Annotated in this window: 15 protein-coding genes; 6 read left to right on the forward strand and 9 right to left on the reverse strand. The window is 68.2% G+C overall.

The genetic code is table 11. The features are described from left to right. Nucleotide 1 precedes the first annotated feature (1 nt). Both boxB and boxA read left to right on the forward strand, forming a co-directional pair. The gene (boxB, locus tag QYL93_RS03925) at nucleotides 2-1,429 is read left to right on the forward strand and encodes a benzoyl-CoA 2,3-epoxidase subunit BoxB (protein WP_305742436.1); all 1,428 of its coding nucleotides are present in this window, start codon (nucleotides 2-4) and stop codon (nucleotides 1,427-1,429) included. Nucleotides 1,430-1,541: 112 nt separating this feature from the next. Beyond that, nucleotides 1,542-2,804 carry a benzoyl-CoA 2,3-epoxidase subunit BoxA gene (gene boxA / locus QYL93_RS03930; protein WP_305742437.1) on the forward strand — a complete coding sequence of 421 codons (1,263 nt, stop codon included), beginning with the start codon at nucleotides 1,542-1,544 and terminating at the stop codon, nucleotides 2,802-2,804. Between the two features lie 3 nt (nucleotides 2,805-2,807). Here the strand turns inward: boxA and QYL93_RS03935 are convergent, their stop codons facing one another. The 3 genes from QYL93_RS03935 to QYL93_RS03945 form a co-directional block, all read right to left on the reverse strand. Next, nucleotides 2,808-3,581 carry an SGNH/GDSL hydrolase family protein gene (locus tag QYL93_RS03935; RefSeq protein WP_305742438.1) on the reverse strand — a complete coding sequence of 258 codons (774 nt, stop codon included), beginning with the start codon at nucleotides 3,579-3,581 and terminating at the stop codon, nucleotides 2,808-2,810. Between the two features lie 143 nt (nucleotides 3,582-3,724). Beyond that, entirely contained in the window at nucleotides 3,725-5,131 is a 1,407-nt protein-coding gene (locus QYL93_RS03940; RefSeq protein ID WP_305742439.1) for an SPOR domain-containing protein, read from the reverse strand. Between the two features lie 73 nt (nucleotides 5,132-5,204). After that, entirely contained in the window at nucleotides 5,205-6,203 is a 999-nt protein-coding gene (locus QYL93_RS03945) for a YcjF family protein (protein WP_305742440.1), read from the reverse strand. Between the two features lie 177 nt (nucleotides 6,204-6,380). Here QYL93_RS03945 and QYL93_RS03950 point away from each other — a divergent pair, with 177 nt between their 5' ends. Then, nucleotides 6,381-7,034 (forward strand): DsbA family oxidoreductase, encoded by a 654-nt coding sequence (locus QYL93_RS03950; protein WP_305742441.1) that lies wholly within the window; start codon nucleotides 6,381-6,383, stop codon nucleotides 7,032-7,034. 24 nt (nucleotides 7,035-7,058) lie between these two features. Here QYL93_RS03950 and QYL93_RS03955 read toward each other — a convergent pair whose 3' ends face one another. The 3 genes from QYL93_RS03955 to cphA (QYL93_RS03965) all read right to left on the reverse strand — a co-directional run bounded on the left by QYL93_RS03955 (nucleotide 7,059) and on the right by cphA (QYL93_RS03965) (nucleotide 12,397). Next, the gene (locus tag QYL93_RS03955) at nucleotides 7,059-7,541 is read right to left on the reverse strand and encodes a CreA family protein (RefSeq protein ID WP_305742792.1); all 483 of its coding nucleotides are present in this window, start codon (nucleotides 7,539-7,541) and stop codon (nucleotides 7,059-7,061) included. Next, nucleotides 7,541-10,120 (reverse strand): cyanophycin synthetase, encoded by a 2,580-nt coding sequence (gene cphA / locus QYL93_RS03960; RefSeq protein WP_305742442.1) that lies wholly within the window; start codon nucleotides 10,118-10,120, stop codon nucleotides 7,541-7,543. Before cphA (QYL93_RS03960) ends, QYL93_RS03955 begins: the two co-directional genes overlap by 1 nt. A 69-nt stretch (nucleotides 10,121-10,189) precedes the next feature. Beyond that, nucleotides 10,190-12,397, reverse strand: coding sequence for a cyanophycin synthetase (cphA, locus tag QYL93_RS03965; RefSeq protein ID WP_305742443.1), 2,208 nt, complete (start codon nucleotides 12,395-12,397; stop codon nucleotides 10,190-10,192). A 232-nt stretch (nucleotides 12,398-12,629) separates the two neighbouring features. Here cphA (QYL93_RS03965) and QYL93_RS03970 point away from each other — a divergent pair, with 232 nt between their 5' ends. From QYL93_RS03970 to QYL93_RS03980, 3 genes are all read left to right on the forward strand, one after another. After that, on the forward strand, nucleotides 12,630-14,918 hold the full coding sequence (locus QYL93_RS03970; RefSeq protein ID WP_305742444.1) for an ABC transporter ATP-binding protein: 2,289 nt from the start codon (nucleotides 12,630-12,632) through the stop codon (nucleotides 14,916-14,918). Nucleotides 14,919-14,940: 22 nt separating this feature from the next. Further along, nucleotides 14,941-15,450 carry a DUF1854 domain-containing protein gene (locus QYL93_RS03975; RefSeq protein ID WP_370876934.1) on the forward strand — a complete coding sequence of 170 codons (510 nt, stop codon included), beginning with the start codon at nucleotides 14,941-14,943 and terminating at the stop codon, nucleotides 15,448-15,450. A gap of 205 nt (nucleotides 15,451-15,655) precedes the next feature. After that, nucleotides 15,656-16,087 carry a hypothetical protein gene (locus tag QYL93_RS03980; protein WP_305742445.1) on the forward strand — a complete coding sequence of 144 codons (432 nt, stop codon included), beginning with the start codon at nucleotides 15,656-15,658 and terminating at the stop codon, nucleotides 16,085-16,087. 78 nt (nucleotides 16,088-16,165) lie between these two features. Here QYL93_RS03980 and QYL93_RS03985 read toward each other — a convergent pair whose 3' ends face one another. The 3 genes from QYL93_RS03985 to gspF all read right to left on the reverse strand — a co-directional run bounded on the left by QYL93_RS03985 (nucleotide 16,166) and on the right by gspF (nucleotide 18,809). After that, nucleotides 16,166-16,519: an EF-hand domain-containing protein gene (locus QYL93_RS03985; protein WP_305742446.1), complete on the reverse strand. Its 354-nt coding sequence runs from the start codon at nucleotides 16,517-16,519 to the stop codon at nucleotides 16,166-16,168. 128 nt (nucleotides 16,520-16,647) lie between these two features. Further along, complete coding sequence (locus tag QYL93_RS03990) at nucleotides 16,648-17,565, reverse strand: 5'-nucleotidase (protein ID WP_305742447.1); 918 nt, start codon at nucleotides 17,563-17,565, stop codon at nucleotides 16,648-16,650. An 11-nt stretch (nucleotides 17,566-17,576) separates the two neighbouring features. Next, entirely contained in the window at nucleotides 17,577-18,809 is a 1,233-nt protein-coding gene (gspF, locus tag QYL93_RS03995; RefSeq protein ID WP_057202466.1) for a type II secretion system inner membrane protein GspF, read from the reverse strand. Nucleotides 18,810-18,897: the final 88 nt, after the last annotated feature.

Raw genomic sequence — 18,897 nt, forward strand, 5'->3', positions numbered from 1 at the left:
CATGAGCAGCATCAACTACAGCGAGAAGATCCCCAACAACGTCAACCTCGGCGAGGACCGCACCCTGCAGCGTGCGCTCGAAGGCTGGCAACCCAACTTCATCAACTGGTGGGACGACGTGGGGCCCGATGGCTCGACCAACCACGAGGTCTATCTGCGCACGGCCGTGAGCGTGGACCCGCAGGGCTGGGCACAGTTCGGCCACGTGAAGATGCGCGACTACCGCTGGGGCATCTTCCTGAACCCGGGCGACGCCAACCGCGAGATCCACTTTGGCGACCACAAGGGCGAGAAGGCCTGGCAGGACGTGCCCGGGGAGCACCGCGCCAACCTGCGCCGCATCATCGTGACGCAAGGCGACACCGAGCCCGCGTCGGTCGAGCAGCAGCGCCACCTGGGCCTGACGGCGCCCAGCATGTACGACCTGCGCAACCTGTTCCAGATCAACGTGGAAGAGGGCCGCCACCTCTGGGCCATGGTCTACCTGCTGCACAAGCACTTCGGCCGCGACGGCCGCGAAGAGGCAGACGCCCTGCTGCAGCGCACCTCGGGCGACGAGAACAACCCGCGCATCCTGGGGGCCTTCAACGAGGCCACGCCCGACTGGCTGGCGTTCTTCATGTTCACCTACTTCACCGACCGCGACGGCAAGTTCCAGCTCTCGGCCCTGGCGGAGAGCGCTTTCGACCCGCTGGCGCGCACCACCAAGTTCATGCTGACCGAAGAGGCGCACCACATGTTCGTGGGCGAGAGCGGTGTCTCGCGCGTGCTGTCCCGCACCGCTCAGGTGATGAACGAGCTCAAGACCGACGACCCGCAGAAGGTGCGCGCCGCCGGCGCCATCGATCTCGGTACCGTGCAGCGCTACCTCAACTTCCACTACAGCGTCACCATCGACCTGTTCGGTGCCGACCAGTCGAGCAACGCTGCCATCTTCTACAGCTCGGGCCTGAAGGGCCGCTACGAGGAAGGCAAGCGCACCGATGACCACGTGCTCAAGGGCCAGACCTACAAGGTGCTGGAGGTCAAGGACGGCCAGCTCGTCGAGAAGGACGTGCCCATGCTCAATGCGCTCAACGAAGTGCTGCGCGACGACTTCATCAAGGACTCGGTCGCCGGCGTCGGCCGATGGAACAAGGTGCTGGAAAAGGCCGGCATCCCCACCCGCCTGGTGGTGCCGCACAAGGCCTTCAACCGCCAGATCGGTGCGCTCGCGGGCATCAAGATGTCGCCCGAAGGCCGCGTGGTGAACGAGATGGAATGGGCTGCCAAGAAGGACGAGTGGCTGCCCAGCCCCGAGGACTTCGCCTTCGTCGCCTCGCTCATGGGCCGCGTGGTCGAGCCCGGCCAGTTCGCCGGCTGGATTGCGCCGCCGGTGATGGGCATCAACCGCCAGCCGGTCGACTTCGAGTACGTGCGTTTCGGCTGATGGACAAAGAAACGCGCTCGGCGTATGAACGAGGGCAGGGATCAGGGCAGGCCCCACGAAGACCACACGCCCCATCCCAACCCCCTGGTTGGGGGTGACAAAGGAGAACCATATGGACATGGCCGTTGAAACCGGGGTCATCAAGCAGCATTTGATCGACCCGGAAATCTGCATCCGCTGCAATACCTGCGAGGCCACCTGCCCCGTCAATGCGATCACGCACGATGACAACAACTACGTCGTGCGCGCCGACATCTGCAATGGCTGCATGGCCTGCATCTCGCCATGCCCCACGGGTTCCATCGACAACTGGCGCACCATGCCCCTGGTGCGTGCCTATTCGATCGAGGAGCAACTGACCTGGGAGTCGCTGCCCGGCGAACTCACGCCCGAAGAGCTGGCGGCAGCGGGGGGCGGTGCCGACACCACGGATGCACCTGCCGCTGCGCCCGCCGCGGAGCCCGGCGTGCAAACCCAGCCACCCCTGCACCGGGGCGCCACGGTGCCGCCCTGGTCGGCGGCGCACGCCTATACCAATCTCTACCCGCCCAAGACTCCGACGACGGCCACGGTGGTCGGCAACTTCAACTGCACCGAGGCAGGGTTCGAGAGCGAAACCCACCACGTGGTGCTCGACTTTGGCAGCCTGCCGTTTCCGGTGCTGGAGGGCCAGTCCATCGGCATCGTGCCGCCTGGCACCGATGCCCTGGGCAAGCGCCACCATGCGCGCCAGTATTCAATTGCCAGTGCGCGCAATGGCGAGCGGCCGGGCTACAACAACCTGGCGCTGACCGTGAAGCGCGTCACCTCCGACCATGACGGCACGCCCGTGCGCGGCGTGGCGTCGAACTATGTCTGCGACCTCCAGGTGGGCGACAAGGTGGAGGTGGTAGGTCCGTTCGGCCATTCCTTCCTGATGCCCAACCACCCCAAGTCGCACGTGGTGATGATCTGCACCGGCACCGGCAGCGCGCCCATGCGCGCCATGACCGAATGGCGCCGGCGCCTGCGCAAGAGCGGCAAGTTCGAGGGCGGCAAGCTGATGCTGTTCTTCGGCGCGCGCACGCAGCAGGAGCTGCCGTACTTCGGCCCGCTGCAAAGCCTGCCCAAGGATTTCATCGACATCAACCTGGCCTTCTCGCGCACCTTGGGCCAGCCCCGGCGCTATGTGCAGGACCTGATGCGCGAGCGCGCGGCCGACCTGGCAGAACTGCTCAAGGACGGCAACAGCCACTTCTACGTCTGCGGCTTGAAGAGCATGGAAGAGGGCGTGGTGCTCGCCCTGCGCGACGTGGCGGCCGATGCCGGCCTGGATTGGGAGTCCCTGGCGGCTACCCTGGCGCGCGAAGGGCGCCTGCACCTGGAGACTTATTGAGGCCTACGTGCCTGTCAAGCTGGCCAAGCCTTCCTGCCGCACCAGTTCCTCGTACCACTGCTGGTAGCCCGCGCTGCTCGGGTGAAGGCCGTCGGCGGCGTTGAGTTCGTCGGCCCGCTGCACGAAGGGGTCCTGCGCGCGCGGTTTGAGCAGCCGGATATAGCGCACGCCGCTGTCGAGCGCCACCGTCTGCGCGGTGGCATGCAGGCGTTTGGAACGGGTGTCCATGAACCACGAGACCGGCGGTACGAAGAGGGGCGCGTGGCCGACGTTGCCGCAGGGCATCAGCACCACATGCTTGCCGCGCGCCTTGGCGGTGCGGATGGCCTGCTCCATGTGGCCATGCAACTGCTGCTCCGACGTCAGCCGGATCACGTCGTTGCCACCGGCCAGCACCAGCACCAAGTCGTAGCCGGTATTGGCACGCTCCAGTTGCGCCTGCACGTCCTCGAACTTGGCGCCGTTGGCCGCCAGGTTGTCGATCTGCCAGCGCGGATGGGCGGCGCCGATGCGCCCCGCCAGGCTGTCTTCAGGGCGGGCCGCACCGGTGCCCACGGCCGTGCTGTCGCCCACCACGAGGATGCGCCGCTCGGGCTGGTCCGGCTGGGCGGTGTAGGGGCGCGATGCCTTGGCCAGGTCCGAGGCCGTCATCAGGCGCCAGGGCGCGCAGCCCGTGAGCAGCAGGGCGCCCGCCGCCACGGCGGCAAGGGCCCACCAGCGGGGCCGCAGGCCGTGACAGGGGGGCTGGTGCGCAGTGGTCGGCGAAGGGATGGGCATAAAGAGGCTTTTGCAGAAGACACGGGTCGATACTGCAGAGTACGTGCCGAAGCCGGGCCTGGATGTCGGCTGCCTGAAGGCTTGCGCGTAGGACGCGGGGCCACGCCCGGTTGTCCTTGCCCCGTCCGCTGGGCCTGAGGGTCTTACTTCTTGAACACCACGGCGTCCAGGCCCATGCCCCGGATGTTCTGCGCTGCCGCGTCGGCCTCGGCCTTGGTGTCGAAGGGGCCCACGCGCACGCGGATGCGGGAGCCTTTGGCGCTTTCCAGCGGCTGGCGGAAGGCCGGCAGGCCTTCGTTGAGCAGGCGGGACTGCGTCTTGCGCGCATTGGCCTCTTCGGCGAACAGGCCCACGTTGATGTAAAAGCCCGGCGCACTGCCCACCAGGGGCGGCTCTGCACCACTGGCGGAAGAGGCCGGCGCCGATGCTGCTGTGGCTGTGGGTCTGGCTTTTGCTGCCGGAACCGGTCTGGAGGCCTTGCTGGCAGCCGTTGCCGCCGCAGTGGCGGTCTGCGGAGCGGGCACCGCCGGTGCGGGCTTGCTGGCCGTGGCCGCAGGAGCCGTGGCCTTGGAGGGTAAAGGCGCCGCAGCAGGCGTGGCCGCCTTCGAAGCCGTCGGTGCTGGTGCTGCGGCGGCTGTCGAAGCCTTGGCACTGCTGCTGGCCGGGCTTGCCGCCGACACCGGTGCCGGTGTCTTCGTCAGGGCCGGCGAGGGGGGGGCGGCCGCAACGCGCGGGGCGGAAGGGGGCGTTGCGGCGGCGGGGGCCGTCACCACGGCCACTGGGGCGGTGGCTTCTTCTGCCGAGGTGGGCGCTGCAGCGCGGGGGGGCGATACCGTATCCGATGCCACCGCCGAGGCTGCGGTGGATGCCGCACGCGCTACCGACACGGCCGCCAGTCCGGACGTGGGGTTGGACGCGGTGACCGCTGGCGCCGCAGCTTGCGAGGTATTCGCAGCTGCGGTGCTGCCCTGTTCCGGTGCGCCACCGGGAGGGAAAAGCATGTAGGCCAGCACGGCCGTGGCCACCAGGACCACGTGCGCAATGATCACCCCGCTCAGCCGCTGGCGTGAGCTGGCCTGCCGCTCCAGCAAGGCGGCGGCCTCCGGCACAGTGCGCGAGACCGAGAGGGCACGCGCGATGCGCTTGCGGATCTCGGTGTGCAGCACGGCGTTGGCGAACAGCCCGGGCAGCGCGCAGCTGAACAGCGCGATGGCGGCCAGGATGCCCCATTCCACCGGCTGGGGCCAGTTGAGGAACTGCCGGCCCAGGCCGAACACCAGCAGCGCCAGGCCCTCGGCCGCAGCCACGTAGACCAGCGCCGCGCCCCAGAGCTGGCGAAACACCAGCCAGCTCAGCGTGAACAGCGCCGCCGGCCAGTTCCAGGTGGTGGTGGTGCGCCCTGCGTCGTCGAAGCGCGCGAAGATCGGCAGGTAGTGCTCGGCATTCACCGGGCCCAGGGCCACGCGGTACAGCGCGGTCATGGCGTTGTCCGACGGAGAGTCCAGCGACATGGGCGCGATGGCGTTGGCAGGGTCCAGTGTCAAGGGCATGCCCGATTCTGGCACGGGCTGCGGGCTGCGCAAAAGGGGGAAGTGGCTGCCTGAATCACCCTACGGGTGCCGATCAGACGCCTCCGCGCACCATGGACATGACCTTGGCGGCGTCCAGGGTCGCTGCCTTTTCGCGGATCTGCGGCAGGTACTGGGTCTGCAGGTCCTTGGCCGGGCCCAGCATGCTCTGGAAGCTCTCGCGCAGCACGGCCGTGCTCATCACCCGGCCGCCTGCGTAGTAGCGTTTGGCCACCTGGCCCAGAGCATAGGTGGTGGCGAACGAAAAGGCCATGCCCGTGGCCGCCTGGCCGATGCCGCCAATGGTGCGGCCCGCCACCTTGCCCAGCAGGCCGCCGAGCAGCTTGCGGCCGAACTGCTCGATGTATTGCGAGGCCATGCCCACGCCCGCCGCGGCGATGAAGTCCTTGATGTGGCCCTGGTCCAGCTCCACGCCATGGGCCTTGCCGACGGCGTAGACCATCTTGACCTGCATGGGGATGATGGCCATCGACGCCCAGGACTGCGGCAGCAGCTCCAGCGCACCGCACACCAGTGCGTAGTTCAAAATGCTCTTGTCCAGTTCGGCGCCAGAGACTTCCGCCACGTTGCGCACAGGCAGGGCCGCAGCCGCTGCGGCCGCCGCGCATGCGGCCATCGGTGCCATGCCGCGCGCGATGGGCGCTGCGCGCTCGGCCACTTCCACGAGGGCATCGGCCTGCTGCTCGAATGCGGCGGTGTCGCCCTCGCCCAGCTGCAACCAGCCCTTGAGCTGGGTGAGGAAGGTGCGCTCGGAATCGGTCTGGCGCCCGTCCACGTCGCAGACGCAGACCGCCATTTCGTAGGCCAACTGGCGCAGGCCCGGCTCTGCCAGCGCGGTGGCTGCGGCCTGGGCGCTGGTGCGTTGCAGCAGCACGTCCTGGACCAGGCGCGGCAGGTCGATGGCCGGTGCGTCGTGTGCCAGCGATTGGGCGATGCGCCGGATCTCCTCGCGCTCGCTATCGCCCTTGTGGCCGTCGGCGAAGGCGGCGAACAGGGCGATGGTGAGAATGGCTTGTTGCTGGTCGAGTTGCATGGTGGCAGAGGCTCCGGAGGGATCCAAGGTGGCAGGACAGGGGTGCAGTGTGGCAAACAAGGGCTTTTCCATCACCCAGGTGGGGGCTTGTGCCCCCTTTCCAATGGCCGCATGCCAGCAAGGTCGGCGCATTCGTCCTAACATGGTGGGCAGTTTGTTTGACCTTTCGGTGACCGCATGACCACAGCCCTCAAGATCGATTTCGTCTCCGACGTTTCCTGCCCCTGGTGCATCATCGGCCTCCGGTCGTTGGAGCAGGCGGCCGAGCGCCTCGCGGGCGAAGTCGCGCTGGACCTGCACTTTCAGCCCTTCGAGCTCAACCCCCAGATGGCGCCCGAGGGCCAGGACATCGCCGAGCACCTGCACGAAAAGTACGGCGCCACGCCCGAGCAGAGCCAGAAGAACCGCGACGCCATCGCCGCGCGCGGTGCAGCGCTGGGCTTCACCTTCAACATGGCGCAGCGCAGCCGCATCTACAACACCTTTGACGCCCACCGCCTGCTGCACTGGGCCGAGGAAGTGGGCGACAAGCAGCCCGCCCTGAAAAACGCCTTGTTCAAGGCCTACTTCACCGATGGCCAGAGCCCGGGCGACCATGAAGTGCTGGCCCGCGTGGCCGCCGGGGTGGGCTTGGACGAAGCCGAAGCCCGTGCCATCCTGGCGTCGGACCGCTTCGCGGACGAGGTGCGCGAGCGCGAGCAGTTCTACCTGCAGCAGGGCATCCACTCGGTGCCGGCCATCATCATCAACGACCGCCACCTGATCTCTGGCGGCCAGCCGCCCGAAGTCTTCGAGCAGGCGCTGCGGCAGATCGCATCTGGCAAGGCATAAAAAAGGGCGCCGCGGCGCCCTTTGTCATTTCAGCGGGATCGGCATTGCCCGGTCCACCGGTACGGCCGTCACGCTGTTCTGCGGCGAGCCGTCCACCAGCTTTTCGGAATAGGTCAGGTAGACCAGCGTGTTGCGCGCCGGGTCTACCATGCGCACCACGCGCAGGCGCTTGAACAGGATGGACAGGCGCTCGCTGAACACCTCTTCCTGCTTGCGCAGCGGCGCCGGAAAACTCACCGGCCCGGTCTGGCGGCAGGCGATGGAGGCTTCCGAGCGGTCCTCGGCCAGGCCCAGCGAGCCCTTGATGCCGCCTGTGCGGGCGCGCGAGACATAGCAGGTCACACCCGCCACGGCCGGGTCGTCGTAGGCCTCGACGATGATGTCGTGGTCGCGGCCGAGCAGCTTGAAAGCCGTGTCCACTGTGCCGATCTTGTCGGGGGCCGCCACGGCGGTACCCGCCAGCAGCGTGAGGGCGGCCAGGGCCGCCATGCGCAGGGTCGCGCGCATCATGCCGTGGCCCCGGCGTCGGCGCAGCGCTTGGCCAGGTGGGCCAGGGCTTCCTCGACCTGGTCGACCAGCACCAGGCACAGGTCGCCGGGCTGCAGGCGGGAAAGGGCCGTGTCGATGGCGATGAACTCGCCGCGGATCTCTTCCACATGCGTGGTGCGTGCCGCACCGGCCAGGCCTTCGCGCAGCAGGGCCATCACCTCACCATCGCCCCGGCCGCGCTGGGCCGCGTCCTGGTACAGGATCACGTCGTCGAAGGCGGCGCCCAGGATCACGGTCTGCTCGCGGATGTCCTCGTCGCGCCGGTCGCCGGCACCGCTGATGACCACGCTGCGGCGCTTGCCGGGCAGGGCGTCCACCGCAGCCACCAGGGCGCGCATGGCGTCGGGGTTGTGGCCGTAGTCGGCGATCACCGTGGCGCCGTTGTGGTCCATGATGTTGAAGCGGCCCGGCGCGTTGTCGCTGTCGTTCACGAAGCCTGACAGGCCGCGGCGGATGGTTTGCCACGGCAGGCCGGCACCCCAGGCGGCAGCGACCGAGGCCATGACGTTCTCGACCTGGAAGCCGATGCGGCCGTTGCGCGTGATGGGCACGTCGCGCAGGTGGATGGTCTCGCGCCACGAGCCTTCGGAGGCGACGATGGAGTCGCCGTCCACGTACACGGTGCGGTTGCCCTGGGCGCGGTGCGTGGCCATCACGGGGTGGTGGCGGTCGGCCGCGAAGAAGATGATCTTGCCCGGGCAGGCCGGCGCCATGGCCGCCACGATGGGGTCGGCCGCGTTGAGCACGCCATAGCCGTCGGTGGCCACGTTCTGCACGATCACGCGCTTGAGCACGGCCAAGTCTTCCACCGTGGTGATGTAGTTCAGCCCCAGGTGGTCGCCCGCGCCGATGTTGGTGACCACCGCCACCCGGCAGCGGTCGAAGCCCAGGCCCTCGCGCAGGATGCCGCCGCGAGCGGTCTCGAACACGGCCGCATCCACCTCGGGGTGCAGCAGCACGTTGCGCGCACTCTTGGGGCCACTGCAGTCGCCGCTGTCGATCTGGCGGCCGTTGACGTACACGCCGTCGGTGTTGGTCATGCCCACGCGCAGGCCCTGGGCCGTGAACAGGTGGGCGATCAGGCGCGCCGTGGTGGTCTTGCCGTTGGTGCCGGTGACGGCCACCGTCGGGATGCGGCCGTCGTCGCCATGGGCGTACAGGCGGTCCACCATGGCCTGGCCCACGTTGCGGGGTTTGCCGTACGAGGGCGCCAAGTGCATGCGCAGGCCGGGCGCGGCATTCACTTCCACGAAGCCGCCGCCTTGCTCTTCCAGCGGGCGCAGCACGGTTTCGGCGACCATGTCCACGCCGCAGATGTGCAGGCCGACCATCTGCGCAGCGGCGATGGCGCGCGCCGCCACCTCGGGGTGCACGTCGTCGGTCACGTCGGTGGCGGTGCCACCGGTGGACAGGTTGGCGTTGTTGCGCAGGATCACGCGCTGGCCTTTGGGCGGCACGGACTCGGGCGTCAGGTCCTGGGCCGCCAGGCGCGCCACGGCGATCTCGTCCAGGCGGATCTTGGTCAGCGAGGTGGCATGGCCTTCGCCGCGGCGCGGGTCCAGGTTGACCTGCTCGACCAGCTCACGCACCGTGTGCTGGCCGTCGCCCAGTACCTGGGGCGGCTCGCGGCGCGCAGCGGCCACGAGCTGGTCGCCCACCACCAGCAGGCGAAAGTCGTGGCCGGGCAAGAAACGCTCGACCATCACCGTGCCGTACTCGGCCGCGTTGCGGTAGGCCGCATCGAGCTGGGCACGGTCGGTGATGTTCACCGTCACGCCCTTGCCCTGGTTGCCGTCCTGCGGCTTGACCACCACGGGCAGGCCCACCTTCTGGGCCACTTCCCAGGCCTCGTCCAGGCTTTCGACGGGCTTGCCCAGGGGCACGGGCACGCCGGCCGCATGCAGCAGGCGCTTGGTCAGGTCCTTGTCCTGGCCGATGGATTCGGCCACGGCGCTGGTGGAGTCGATCTCGGCGGCCTGGATGCGGCGCTGCTTGGAACCCCAGCCGAACTGCACCAGGCTGCCGCGCGTGAGACGCCGGTAGGGAATGCCGCGCGCCACGGCAGCGTCGACGATGGAGCCCGTGCTCGGGCCCAGGCGCTCGTCCTCGTCGAGCTCGCGCAGCGCGGCCACGGTCTTGTCGGCGTCGAACGTGCCCTGGCCGAGTGCGGCCTGGATCAGTTGCTGCGCGTCCTCGAAGGCCTGGCGGCCCACGGCCTCCTCGCTGTACTCCACCACCACCTGGTAGACACCGGCATCGGTGGTGGCCGTGGTGCGCGCAAAGGTCACGGGGCAACCGGCCTGCGCCTGCAGTGCCAGGGCGGCGGTCTGCAGCACGTGGGCCAGCGAGATGTCGCCGTCGCCGCCTTCGGGGTGCAGCGCACCAATCGCGGGGAACAGTGCGCGCAGGCGCGCTTCAAAGCCGTCCATCCGGCGGATGGCGCGCTCGCTCTCGTCGCAGGCCACCACGGCCTCGATGGCCATGTGGCGGCTCCAGAGGTTGGGGCCGCGAAGGGCCCGGGTGCGGGATACATCCATGGAAATGTCTCTTTCAGTGTCCGTCGGGGCGGGTGGGCCCCGGTGTCATCGCAGTGTTCGGTGGTGAAGTCAGCTACGCAGACCGGGAGGAGGGGGCAGGTCCGGCTCGAAGGTCTTGATGCCCGCGCCGATCAGGTCTGGCGCGATGTCCAGCGCCCAGGCGGCGCCCACGGCGGCCAGCAGGGCCTCGGTGTCGGGCACCACGGCGTTGCGGCCAAAGGTCAGCTCGGCCAGCGTGCCCAGTGCGTGCTCGGCGCTGCCGGTGGCCAGCACCACACGGCCGTTCTTCACGACCACGGCGCGACCGTTGTCCTTGGCGCGGTGCTCGGTGATCGCGGGCAGCGCGTGGTCCTGCGCATACAGCACCACGTCGCCGTCGCACAGGCGGGCCAGGTCCACCACCTGCTCTTCGGCGGCGTTGAGCACGGCGGCGCCGTCGGCAAGCACCACGTCCACCTGGGTGCGCAGCACCTTGGTCATCTGGTCCTGCTCGTGCACGTCGAACTCGGCCAGGGTGGCCACGCCGTCCATGTCGGTGACCACGCCCACCTTGCAGCGGTCGTAGGCCAGGCCGTCGCGCAGGATGGTGCGTGCGTCGTTCTCGATCACGGCGGCCTGCACCATCTGGTTCATCAGCAGGCGGTGCGCAGCCTCCCAGTGGGCGCTGTCGGTGGTGTCCACGTGGCGGCGGTCCAGGAACAGGCCGTCGCGGCAGGCCACGCCCGTGTGGCGGCCGCCCAGGTGCAGCAGCCAGGCCACGAGGCGGGCGATGGTGGCCGTGCCGCGCGTGCCGGCCACGCCCACCACGGGGATGCGGCCGGCCGTGCCTTCGGCATGGTCCTCGGTCGGGAACAGGTGCTCCACGATGGCCTGGCCCACGGGGCGGGGTGCGCCCACGGCGGGCTTCAGGTGCATCAGCAGGCCGGGGCCGGCGTTCACTTCGACGATGGCGCCGCCCTGGGTGTGCAGGGGCTTGGAGATGTCGAGCGCCACCATGTCGATGCCCGCGATGTCCAGGCCCACCACCTTGGCGGCGAGCTGGGCAATGTAGGCGACCTCGGGGTGCACGTCGTCCGTGCAGTCCACTGCCACGTTGCCATTGCGTTGCACGACGATGGTCCGGCCCGCAGCAGGCACGGAGCCCGCATCCAGGTCCTGGCGCTTGAGTTCCAGCTGCACCTTGGTGTCGGTGGCGAGGTCGATGATCTCCAGCGGGTACTCCTCTTCGTAGCCGCGGCGCGGGTCGGAGTTGAGCTGGCTGTCGATCAGCTCCTTCACCGTGGAGCGGCCGTTGCCAGTGATGCTGACCACTTCGCCACGGGCGGCGGCCACCACCTTGCCGCCCACCACCAGCAGGCGGTGCTCGTCGCCGGGGATGAAGCTTTCGACCATCACGTCGCTGCCCTCGGGGTAGGCCACGTGGTAGGCCGCCTCGATGTCTTCCTGCTTGCTCAGGTCCAGCGTCACGCCGCGGCCATGGTTGCCGTCTGAGGGCTTGACCACCACGGGCAGGCCGATGTCCTGCGCTGCTTCCCAGGCTTCTGCGGGGCTGTTGACCACCTGGCCTTCGGGAATCGGCACGCCGCAGGCCTTGAGCAGGCCCTTGGTCAGGTCCTTGTCGCTGGCAATGCCTTCGGCGATGGCGCTGGTGAACTCGGTCTCGGCCGTCCAGATGCGGCGCTGGCTGGCGCCGTAGCCCAGTTGCACCAGGTTGCCGTCGTTCAGGCGGATGTGGGGAATGCCCCGGTCGGTGGCGGCTGTCACTATGCAGGCGGTGCTGGGGCCCAGGTACTGGTCGTCCACCTCGGTGCGCACACGCGCCACGGCGGCTGACACGTCAAAGGCCTCGTCGTTGATGGCCGCCATCAGCAGGCGGTGGCCCTGGGCCAGGGCCATGCGGGCCACCTGCTCGTCGCGGGCCCGGAACACCATGCGGTACACGCCGCGCTGCGAGGTGCTGCGCGTCTGGCCAAAGCCCGTGGGCATGCCGGCCAGGTTGAGCAGCTCGATCACGATGTGTTCCAGCACGTGGCCACACCAGGTGCCCTCCTGCAGGCGCTGCAGGAAGCCGCCGCGCTCGCCCACGCCGCAGTGGTGCTCGATAAGGGCCGGCAGCCAGGCCGTCAGGCGGTCGTTCAGGCCGGGCAGGGTGTGGGAGGGATGGTCTTCCAGCACGCCCAGGTCCAGCCAGACCTCCAGCACAGGCCGGTAGGTCCAGATGTTGGGTCCACGCAGGTAGTTGATGCGAAGCAGTTGGATGTCGTTGAATTTCGCCATGGATTGCAGCGGGTAGGAGGTTCCGGCCTTTCGGGGCTGTGCGGGGGAGGACAACGAGAATATGGGGGAACATTGTGCTCCACTCGGATGGCAGCAGTGGCTGTCAGCCAAGGGGCAGTCGCAGACGTTACAGGTGGATGCCTTGGCGTCCTTGCGTGCAGTATCGGGGAGAATTCGCGCTGTGGCGCAATCGGTGACCGCTGGCTGCCAGGGGCGCAAATACCAATCCAACATGCAACATCACCATTCTGTGGACGCCTCCGGTGTCTTTTCCGGCCCCCCGGGGGCCGATCTGCGGGCCATGCTCGCTTCCCAAGAGAACGTGCTGGCCACGTTACAGGTTGACCTGAGTGCCGAATTGCGCTTCGCCACGGGCTGGGTGGTGGTGACTTCCGAGCGCCTGCTGGCCTGCGAACCTGGGGCCAGCGCCTGGCGGGCCTGGACGCGCGCCCCGGGCCTGGCGCTGCGCATGCACGACCACGGTGGCATCGGCGCCCTGGAACTGCACGATGCCGATGCGCGCCTGGCGCTGTGGCGCTTCACCCTGGGCCAGCATGCCCAGGCGCTGCGCCTGGTGCAGCGCTTCGAGCAGGCTGCAGGCTCCGGCGAAGCGGACGAAGCCAGTTGCCCCCAGTGCCACGCGCCCTTGCCCCCGGATACCGAAGAGTGCCCTGCCTGCGCACGCGCCCAGCCACCCCAGACCTCCACCTGGGTGCTGCTGCGCCTGTGGCGCTTTGCCCGGCCCTACCGCAAGCAGCTGGCGGCGGGCTTTTGCCTGACGCTGGCGTCCACGGCGGCCACGCTGGTGCCGCCCTACCTCACCATCCCGCTGATGGACGACATCCTGATCCCGTTCCAGAACGGGCAGAAGATCGAGCCCAGCCTGGTGCTGCTGTACCTGAGCGGGCTGCTGGCGTCCGCCCTGGCCGCCTGGGGCCTTTCCTGGGCGCGCACCTACATCCTGGCGCTGGTGTCCGAGCGCATCGGCGCCGACCTGCGCACCACCACCTATGAGCACCTGCTGCGCCTGTCGCTCGACTATTTCGGCGGCAAGCGCACCGGCGACCTCATGGCGCGCATCGGCTCGGAGACGGACCGCATCAACGTTTTCCTGTCGCTGCATGCCCTGGATTTCGTGACCGACGTGCTCATGATCATGATGACGGCGGCCATCCTGTTCTCCATCAACCCCTGGCTGGCGCTGGTCACCCTGGTACCGCTGCCCTTCATCGCCTGGATGATCCACACCGTGCGCGACCGCCTGCGCACCGGCTTCGAGAAGATCGACCGCGTCTGGTCCGAGGTGACCAACGTGCTGGCCGACACCATCCCCGGCATCCGCGTGGTCAAGGCCTTCGCCCAGGAAAAGCGCGAGGCCCAGCGCTTTCGCGATGCCAACCAGCACAACCTGGAAGTCAACGACAAGCTTAACAAGACCTGGTCGCTGTTCACTCCCACGGTCTCGCTGCTCACCGAAATCGGCCTGCTCGTGGTCTGGGGCTTCGGCATCTGGCTGGTCTCGCGCAACCAGATCACGGTGGGGGTGCTCACCGCCTTCATCGCCTACATCGGGCGCTTCTACAGCCGGCTCGATTCCATGAGCCGCATCGTCTCGGTCACGCAGAAGGCGGCGGCCGGCGCCAAGCGCATTTTCGACATCCTGGACCACGTGAGCAACGTGCCCGACCCGGCCCAGCCGGTCAAGGTGGACAAGGTGCAGGGCGCCATCGCCATGCGCAACGTGGGTTTCCGCTACGGCAGCCGCTCGGTCATCAAGGGGTTGGAGCTGGACATCCGCCCCGGCGAGATGATCGGCCTGGTGGGCCACAGCGGCTCGGGCAAGAGCACCCTGGTGAACCTGATCAGCCGCTTCTACGACGTGAGCGACGGCTCCATCCAGGTCGATGGCGTGGACATCCGCCGCTTTGCCGTGGCCGACTACCGCCGCCACATCGGCCTGGTGCTGCAGGAGCCCTTCCTGTTCTTCGGCACCATCGCCGAGAACATCGCCTACGGCAAGCCCGAGGCCACGCGCGAGGAGATCGTGGCCGCGGCCCGTGCGGCCCACGCGCACGAATTCATTCTGCGGTTGCCGCATGGCTATGACTCGCTGGTGGGCGAGCGCGGCCAGGGCCTGTCGGGTGGCGAGCGCCAGCGCATCAGCATTGCGCGGGCCTTGCTGATCGACCCGCGCATCCTGATCCTGGACGAGGCCACCTCGGCCGTGGACACCGAGACCGAGAAGGAAATCCAGAAGGCCCTGGACAACCTGGTGCAGGGCCGCACCACCATCGCCATCGCCCACCGCCTGTCCACCCTGCGCAAGGCCGACCGCCTGGTGGTGATGGACCGCGGCGAGGTGGTGGAAGTGGGGCCGCACGACGAACTCATGGAAAAACAGGGCGCCTACTGGCGGCTGTACGAGGCCCAGGCCCGCCGCGCCGAGGAAGACGCCCAGGCTGCCGGCGTGATCATCGACAGCAGCCTGCTGCACCCGGCCCACCCGGCGGGCAGTGCCTGAGCACGCCGCCCGGCCCCCACCGATGGACGACATTGCCATGAACGACCTGATGACTACATTCCCGCCCGCCTCGCTGCAACTGCACCGCAACGCCCACGGGCGCCTGGTGCTCACCCTGCCCGACGGCACGCTGCACGAAGGCGTGGTGCCGGTGCGGGCCTTTCCCATCGCGGCCCCTGCCGAAGGCCTGTCGCTGGTGGGCAGCGATGGCCATGAACTGGTGTGGCTGGACCGCTTCGATCAGTTGCCTGCGGCAGTGCGCACCCTGGTGGAGGAGGAACTCGCGGTGCGTGAGTTTGTGCCCACTATCGAAAAAATAGTCGCCGTGTCGAGTTTTTCGACCCCCAGCACCTGGGATGTGGAGACCGACCGGGGTCCTGCGCGCCTGGTGCTCAAGGCCGAGGAAGACATCCGCCGGCTCGGCGGGCGCACCCGCCTGCTCATCGCTGCAGGCGAGGGTGTGCAATTCAAGGTGCCCGACACTGCGCTGCTGGACCGCCAGTCCCGCCGCTTCCTCGAACGTTTCCTCTGACCCAGCGCCGCACCAGCCCGCCGCCTGCACCCTGCAGGCGGCGGGCTTTCTTTTGCCATCAATCGGCTTAAAATCTAGGGGTAAACCCTTGTTTTTGGGCTTAAAGGCAAAAAAGACCTCAATTTCCCCTTTTGTTTGCCGTTATGAATGTACGAAGAGCCCGGAAGTGCCTCTGTTCGTTCCATTCACAACCTGGGGCCATGCCATGCAAATGCCACCTGTCGATCGATCGCCGACCTGGCGTCCTGCGGGCGCCGATTTGTATTCCACCGGCGCCTCGGGGGCGCCGCCGATACGGCCTGTCAATGCGCCGCTGCCCGTCGAGTCCATGGACCGGCTCGGGGAGGGGGCCATCGTGCGCGAGCCCGACAAGCCCTCGGCGCCTGACACGCCGAACCGCGACTGGACCGAGGTGAAGAAGAAGGACACGGTGGAAGAGCCGCCCGAACCGCCGCCGGAGCCCATCTACAAACAGCTGCTGGAATTCATCCAGTCCATGTGGCGTGCCAGCGGCAGCGCTGTGGAAATGGCGCAGGACATCAACAAGGTGACCCTGCAGGAGCGCCTGGCCCAGCAGGTCAAGAACGAACCGCTGACCTACTCCGACCCCAAGGTCAAGCGCACGGCAGGGCTGTGAACCGGGTGGCAGGCTGAGGTGCAGCGACGGCGCCAGGGGTCATTGGGTATTTTTGCTACCGAAACGGTAGCGGTTGGGTCAGGGAGCGCTGGCTGCAGAAGCGGGAGCAGCGGGCGCCTGTTGTTTGGCGCGGTCCCGTTCAGCGCGGTACTTTGCCGCGAAAGCGCGCACTTCCTCGTACGAAACAAAACCATCGCGATCGGTATCGGCCTCGTCAAAGGCATTGGACAGGCGCGGGAACAGCTTGACTTCAGTGCGGCTGAGTTTGCCGTCCCCATTGAAGTCCAGCATCTTGAACTCGCGCACCGCCTTGGCTTCGCCCTTGGACAGGCCTTCGGTGTCGGCCGGTGGTGGAGTGACCGGGGCCTGTGCGGATGCCAGGCCACAGCCCATCAGGGCGGCGGCACCCCAGGCCAGCAAAATCGTCTTCATGCGCTCTGTTCCTTGTAGTGGGTCATGGTCGAACAGGTACGGCCAACTGGCACCACTTGCAATCTGTCAGAGACCCTCCTGCGCCACAAGTTGCAAACCATTGCACAACGTTGCGCGCTGGCGCCCCGTCAATCGGCCAGCCGCGTGACCGGGTTGGACACCCCGCTGTTCACGTGCCCGGCTGGCACATGCAGCGAGGCCGAGGTGACGTGGCCGGTCTGGTCGTCGAAGAAGAAGTCTGGCTCGAACTCGCGCAGGAACTCCCCCTTGGGCAGGCCACCGAGGAACATGGCCTCGTCCACCGCGATGTCCCAGTCCATCAGCGTGCGGATGGCGCGCTCGTGCGCGGGGGCGCTGCGCGCCGTGACCAGTGCGGTGCGGATGCGCATGCCCGTGCCGCCCGCATGCTGCAGCCGGTGCAGGGCGGCCAGCAGGGGCTTGAAGGGGCCATCGGGCAGCGGCTGCGCCGCCTTGTCACTCTCGTGCCGCTGGAAGGCGGCCAGCCCTTCGGCCTGGTAGACGCGCTCGGCCTCGTCCGAGAACAGCACGGCGTCTCCGTCGAAGGCGATGCGCACCTCGTTCGGGTTGGAGTCGCCGGCCCGCACGGATTCGGTCAGTACCCGCGCTGCCGGGTAGCCCAGGTGCAGCGCCTGGCGCACGTCGGCCTCGTTAGCCGAAAGGAACAGGTGCGCCCCCAGCGGGCGCAGGTAGCGAAACGGATCGCGCCCCTGGGTGAACACCCCGCGCTGCACCATGGGCAGCCCGTGGGCCAGGCAGGAGCGGAACACGCGCATGCCGCTCACCGGGTCATTGCGCGAGAGCAGCACCACTTCCACCCGCTGGTACTCGGTGGTGTTGAAGGCCAGCAGCTTGCGCACCAGCGAGAACGCCACCCCGGGCGCCGCCGGAATGTCGATGCGCTGGCGCTGCATCTCCACGTAGGCGCGGTCGTCCGTGTCGTCGAAGAGGCGGTTCTCTTCCTCGAAATTGAACAGCGCCCGCGAGGAAATCGCGACCACCAGCTTGTCGTCCAGGGTTACGGCCATGTCGTGTCGATCTATTTGACGAACTGGTTGAGCTGGATGATGGGCAGCATGACTGCCAGCACGATGGCCATCACCACCAGGCCCATGGCCACGATCAGCAGCGGCTCCAGGATGGTTGCCAGTTGCATGGCGCGGCGCTGCACCTCCACCGACAACTGGGTGGCGGCGCGCTGCAGCATCAGCGGCAGCTGGCCCGTCTGTTCGCCCAGGCGCGCAAACATCGACAGCAGGCCCGGAAAGCGCTTTTTCTGCGCCAGGGCCGATGCCAGCGGCGCACCCTCGCGCACCAGCACCAGGGCGTCGAGCGCGTCGGCGCGCAGGGCGCGGTTGTTCAGGGTTTCGGCAGCGGCCTGCAGGGCGCGCAGGATGGGCACGCCGGCACTGGCCAGCATGGCCAGCGTGCTGGCAAAGCGTGCCGCGTTGTAGCCGCGGGCCAGCTTGCCCACCAGGGGCAGGTTGAGCCAGGCAGCGTCGAAGCGCTCGCGCACGCTCTCGGATTTGAGCGACCAGCGCAGGCCCAGCGCGCCAACGACCAGCACGCCGAACAAGGCCAGCCCGTAGTTGCGCACCAGGGCGCTGATGCCCAGCATGAGGGTGGTGATGAAGGGCAGGGCCCGCTTGGATCCAGCGAACACGCTGGCCACCTGGGGCACCACATAGCCCAGCAGGAACATCACGATGGCGATCGCCACCAGGGTCACGATGGCCGGGTAGAGCGCGGCGCCTATCAGCTTGGCCTTGAGCGCCTGGCGGTCTTCCAGGTCATCGGCCAGGCGTTCGAGCACCAGACCGAGGTTGCCGCTGTGCTCGCCGGCACCGATCACGGCGCAGTAGATGTCCGAGAACTCGCGCCGGTGCTGGCCCAGCGCACGGGCAAAGGTGGAGCCCGCATTCACCTCGGCGCGCAGGGCCGCCACAAGGTGGCGCTGCCGTTCGTCGTCGGCCTCGTCCGAGAGGGCGCTCAGGGCGCGTTCCAGCGGCAGGCCCGAGCTCACCAGCCCGGCGATCTGCCGTGTCCAGATGGCCAGCCCGGTGGCGTTGAAGACCGGGCGCGTGAACAGGCTGCGGTTCCAGCCAACGGCGGAGCCATCGAGCCGTTGCCCGGTCTGCACCAGTTCCACCGCGATCGGCACCAGGGCCTGGGCGCGCAGCTGCCCGCGGGCGGCCTTGGCGGTGTCGGCCTCCATCAGGCCTTTGCGGGTCTGGCCCTGGGCGTCCAGGGCTTCAAAGGAAAAAGCGGGCATGCAGGTGGTGGGTGGGCGGTAGCGACGTGCACAAATGCACCGTCATCAGCCCACGATGGTAGCGGCAACGGACCGTCCTGGCCGTGAC

It is taken from the genome of Acidovorax sp. A1169, from assembly GCF_030704685.1.
Taxonomy (GTDB): domain Bacteria; phylum Pseudomonadota; class Gammaproteobacteria; order Burkholderiales; family Burkholderiaceae_C; genus Acidovorax.